This window comes from Frankia sp. CcWB2, assembly GCF_977927585.1.
In genome coordinates, this window is the sequence record NZ_CDWRCM010000023.1 from 12,818 (window position 1) to 17,507 (window position 4,690).

Annotated in this window: 4 protein-coding genes and 1 pseudogene; 3 read left to right on the plus strand and 2 right to left on the minus strand. The window is 73.3% G+C overall.

Annotated elements, in window-relative coordinates; genetic code table 11:
- The coding region (locus ACY45C_RS04440; protein ID WP_462186366.1) for an acyl-CoA desaturase at positions 1-548 on the plus strand (548 nt) is incomplete at its 5' end.
- A 25-nt stretch (positions 549-573) separates the two neighbouring features.
- Here the strand turns inward: ACY45C_RS04440 and ACY45C_RS04445 are convergent.
- Both ACY45C_RS04445 and ACY45C_RS04450 read right to left on the minus strand, forming a co-directional pair.
- On the minus strand, positions 574-2,442 hold the full coding sequence (locus ACY45C_RS04445; RefSeq protein WP_462186367.1) for an ABC-F family ATP-binding cassette domain-containing protein: 1,869 nt from the start codon (positions 2,440-2,442) through the stop codon (positions 574-576).
- The gene (locus ACY45C_RS04450; protein WP_462186368.1) at positions 2,439-3,470 is read right to left on the minus strand and encodes a 4-(cytidine 5'-diphospho)-2-C-methyl-D-erythritol kinase; all 1,032 of its coding nucleotides are present in this window, start codon (positions 3,468-3,470) and stop codon (positions 2,439-2,441) included. Before ACY45C_RS04450 ends, ACY45C_RS04445 begins: the two co-directional genes overlap by 4 nt.
- Positions 3,471-3,893: 423 nt before the next feature.
- Here ACY45C_RS04450 and ACY45C_RS04455 point away from each other — a divergent pair, with 423 nt between their 5' ends.
- Positions 3,894-4,379 carry an Asp23/Gls24 family envelope stress response protein gene (locus tag ACY45C_RS04455; protein WP_462186369.1) on the plus strand — a complete coding sequence of 162 codons (486 nt, stop codon included), beginning with the start codon at positions 3,894-3,896 and terminating at the stop codon, positions 4,377-4,379.
- Positions 4,376-4,690, plus strand: a pseudogene (locus ACY45C_RS04460) (hypothetical protein); the annotation flags it as partial. The gene ACY45C_RS04455 and the pseudogene ACY45C_RS04460, both read left to right, overlap by 4 nt.

Below are 4,690 nucleotides of genomic sequence, written 5' to 3' on the forward strand. Positions count from 1 at the left end.
ACGGTCCGGGGACGTGGTCGCTGATCAAGGGTCTCTGGCACGCCCACGTGGGTTGGCTGTTCGACGTCGAGCAGACCGACCAGCGTCGGTTCGCCCCGGACCTGCTCGACGATCCCGACATCATGAAGGTCAGCCGCTCGTTCGCGCTGTGCGCGTTCGCCAGCCTCGCGCTGCCCGCCATGATCGGCGGCCTGTGGGGGGGTTCGTTCGCCGCGGCGCTGGAGGCGTTCTTCTGGGCCGGGCTGGTCCGTATCGCGCTGCTGCACCACGTCACGTGGTCGGTGAACAGCATCTGCCACGTCCTCGGCTCGCGTCCTTACCGGTCGCGGGACCGGTCGACCAACGTGTGGCCGCTGGCCCTGCTGTCGATGGGCGAGTCCTGGCATAACCTGCATCACGCCGAGCCGACCTCGGCCCGGCACGGGGTGCGGCCCTGGCAAATCGACACCAGCTTCTACCTGATCAAGCTGATGGAGACCGTCCACCTGGTGCGGGACGTCCGCTGGCCGGACCCGGCGCGTCTCGCGGCGAAACGCGCTACCGCCTGACCGGGCGGCGGGTGGCGGCGGCTTGTCAGCCACCCTCGATCTCGGCGGCGAGGGTGAGCCAGGCCTCCTCGGTGCTGTCCTTGTCCGCGACGACGGCGCGCAGCTCGGCGTCCAGCGTCAGCAGACGCCCATGATCCGTCGCGGCCTCGGCCAGCTCGTGATGCAGCTCCTGCTCGCGTCGGCTCAGCAGGTCCAGGGCGCGCTCGAGCCGGGTCAGCTCCTTGCGGGCGGCGCGCAGCTCGCTCCCGGACAGGGCGGGCGGCCCACCTGTCCGCCCAGCTTCGGCGATGGTGGTGGCCTGTCCGCCGGTGCCCTGTCCGCCGGTGGCCTGCCCGCCCGCTCCGCCGCCGGAGGCCGACGAACCCCGGGATGACGGTGCCCGGGCCGCGGCCTCCTCCCGGGCGGCCGCGCGCCGGGCGAGGTACTCCTCGATGCCGCCGGGCAGCATGCGCAGGTGCCCGTCGCCGAGCAGCGCCAGCGTCACGTCGCAGGTGCGTTCGAGGAAATAGCGGTCGTGGCTGACCACGATCAGGCTGCCCGGCCACGAGTCGAGGAGGTCCTCGAGCGCGGTGAGGGTGTCGGTGTCGAGGTCGTTGGTCGGCTCGTCGAGGAGCAGCACGTTCGGTCTGGCCATCAGCAGGCGCAGCAGCTGCAGCCGGCGGCGTTCGCCGCCGGAGAGGTCCCCGACCCGCGTCCACTGCCGCGACGACGGGAGGCCGAACTGCTCGAGTAACTGGCCGGCGGTCCGTTCCCGGCCTTTCTCGACCTCCAGGACCCGCCCGACCTGTTCGACGGCCTCCAGTGCCCGCAGTGGCGCCGGTAGTTCGGCGATCTCCTGGGACAGCAGAGCCGGTCGCACGCTGGCCCCCACCCGGACCCGGCCGGCGTCCGGCGTCACCGCACCCAGCAGCACGCGCAGCAGGGTGGTCTTGCCGGCTCCGTTGACACCGACCAGCCCGATCCGGTCCCCCGGTCCGACCAGCCAGGTGACGTCGTCGAACAACGTCCGGTCCCCGATCCGGACCGTGACATGCTCGGCGTCGTAGACGTCTTTGCCCAGCCGGGATGCCGCGAAGCTGCGCAGCGCCATGGTGTCCCGGGGCGGTGGCTCGTCGGCGATTAGCGCATTGGCCGCGTCGATGCGGAAGCGCGGCTTACTGGTCCGGGCGGGCGGGCCGCGGCGTAGCCAGGCGAGTTCCTTACGCAGCAGGTTCTGGCGCCTGGCCTCGGTGGCGTCGGCCCGCCGGGTGCGTTCGGCCCGTGCGAGCACGTACGCGGAATAGCCGCCCTCGTACGCGTCGACGCGCCCGTCCACGACTTCCCAGACCCGTCCGCACACCTCGTCGAGGAACCAGCGGTCGTGGGTCGCGACGAGCAGTCCACCGCGGAAGCCGGCGAGATGCCGGGCGAGCCAGGCGACCCCCTCGACGTCCAGGTGGTTCGTCGGCTCGTCCAGGATCAGCAGGTCGGTGTCCTGGACGAGGAGCCGGGCCAGCGCCACCCGGCGGCGTTCCCCGCCCGACATCGGCCCGACCGGGTCGTCGAGCCGTTCGAGCAGCCCGAGCCCGGCGAGTATGCCCCGCTGCCGGGGATCCGCCGCCCACTCGTGCTCGGCGACGGTGCCCATGACAATCTCGCGCACGGTGCGCTCGGCGGGGAGCATGTCGGCCTGCGCCAGGGTGGCGACCCGGGTGGAACCGGCGGGCACGACCCGGCCGGCGTCCGGGGCCACCTCGCCGGCGATGATCCGCAGCAGGGTGGACTTCCCGGCCCCGTTGCGCCCGACGACCCCGATCCGTTCCCCGGCGCCGATCCCCAGGCTCACCCGGTCGAGCAGCGTCCGGGTGCCGAACGCGGCGTCGACGTTCTCGAGGCTGACCAGGACGGCGCTCACGGCGCTTCGCCTGCCCCCTCCACCATCCTGGCGCCGCTCGCCGGCCCGGAGGCCCGGCGTACCGCGCGGGCGACCCCCATCCCGGCGAGGCTTGCCGCGAGCGCGATGCTCTCCTGCGCTCCGGCCGCGAGGAAGGCGCAGGTCGGACCGGAGCCGCTCACGATCGCCCCGACGGCTCCCAGCTCCCGGCCCGCCTCCAGGACGCGGCGCAGGGACGGCCGAAGCCGCAGCGCCGCCGGCTGCAGGTCGTTGACCAGGGCGGCCCCGAGCTGACCGGGGTCGCCGGTGCGCAGCGCGGCGAGCACGTCGTCGGCGGGGGTCGGGCCGGTCCGCAGTTTGCCCTCGGTCAGCCGGTCGAACTCCTTGTAGACCGCGGGGGTGGACAGGCCGCCGTCGGCGAGCGCGAACACCCAGTAGTACTCGCCCGTCGCCAGGACGTCGGTGAGCTGCTCGCCGCGCCCGGTGCCGAGTGCGGTGCCGCCGGCCAGGGGGAACGGGACGTCGCTGCCGAGCTGGGCGGCGAGCCGGGTCAGGGTCGCCCGGTCCAGTCCGGTCTGCCACAGCGCGTCGCAGGCGACGAGCGCCGCCGCCGCGTCGGCGCTGCCCCCGGCCATCCCCGCGGCGACGGGGATGCCCTTCGCCAGGGTGAGATGAACACGTTCCGAGGTGATGCCCGCGGCCTCGGCAACCAGGTGAGCGGCCCGGACGGCGATGTTGTCCCGGCCAGTGGGGACGATGGAGACCTCCGGCGTGGGCGTCGCCGGACCCAGCGACGCCGGGTCGGCGCCCTCCCCGGACACCTCGACGGTCACGACTACGTCCCCGCCGGACCGGCCGTCCCCGCCGTCCCCGCCGCCGTCGCCGGTGGTCGATAGCCCCGAGCCGTGGAACTGCGGGGGATCGACCGACGTCGCCGAGACGTCGTCGAACAGCGAGACGGCCTGCAGCACTGTGATGACGTCGTGGTAGCCGTCCGGTCGGAGCGGCCCGACGCCGAGATGCAGGTTGACCTTGGCCGGGGCCCGCACGGTGACGGTAGCGGGGCCGGCTCCGGCGCTTCGGCGCGGACCCGGGTGGGATCGAGGCAGCGGATGCTCCTTCGCTCGGACGCACGCGCCCGCTGGGCGGCGTGGCGTTCGGTGGCGGCCGGCACCCAAACCTATCCGCCCGCGCCGGGAGCGGATGAGCGTCCGCCCGCGAAGGATCGCGAGGGGCGCAGCGAATCGGCCCCCGGCGACGCGGCGGGGACGATGCGGGCTTCCGTTCAGTAATCGTAGCTGTGCCGACGGGAACGGGTTGTTGTCCGACCGGAGAATTCGGGTATCCCTGATCGTGAACGACCGCACCGGAGAGCGCCCGGACGGATCGTCCCTCGACGTCCCGCTCCTGGTCGGACCTGACCCCTTCCACCGCTTTGGGCGCTCCGACGATGCCGGCCAGGAAGGAGCACCATGACCACCACAACCAGCGCGGCCGGGCCCGAGGCGAAGACCTCGGACGCAGGTGGTGCGCGTCGCACCACCGTGCCGGAGCGCAAGACGTCCACCGAGCTGGTGACCGGCCGGGGCCGGACGTCGATCGCGGACGCCGTCGTCCGCAAGATCGCCGGTGTCGCGGCACGCGAGGTCTCCGGGGTACACAGCCTGGGCTCGGGTGGGGCCCGCGCGATGGGTTCGTTCCGGGCCCGCATCCCCGGCGCGTCGGCCAGCGTCTCCCAGGGAGTCGCGGTGGAGGTCGGGGAACGGCAGGCCGCGATCGACCTCGACGTCGTCTGCGACTACGGGGTCTCCATCGTGGATCTGTCCCACTCGATCCGGCACAACGTCGTCACCTCCGTGGAGGGAATGACGGGCCTGGAGGTCACCGAGGTGAATATCGCGATCGACGACGTCTACATCGGCGAGGAGGAATCGGAAGAGTCGCGGCGGGTCGAATGAGTACGAACCCGACGGCGGCCGGGCCGGTGAGCGGGTTCGCCTGGGATCCGGATGCCGTGGCCCGGACCGTGCTGTCCTGTCCCGGTGTCGTCCGGCTCATCGGCGCGCCGATCCGGCACGAGGATCGTCACCGCGTTCCGGACGGCGGGGCGGGTGCCGCGGCCGAGGTCGCGACCTACCTTCCGGGCCGCCGGGTGGAGGGGGTACGGGTACGGCCGGACGGGATCCTGGTGCAGATCGTGTGCCGGTACGGGGAACGGCTCGGTGAGCTCGCCGCCCGGGTGCGCGCCGCGGTGCTGGCGGCCGAACCC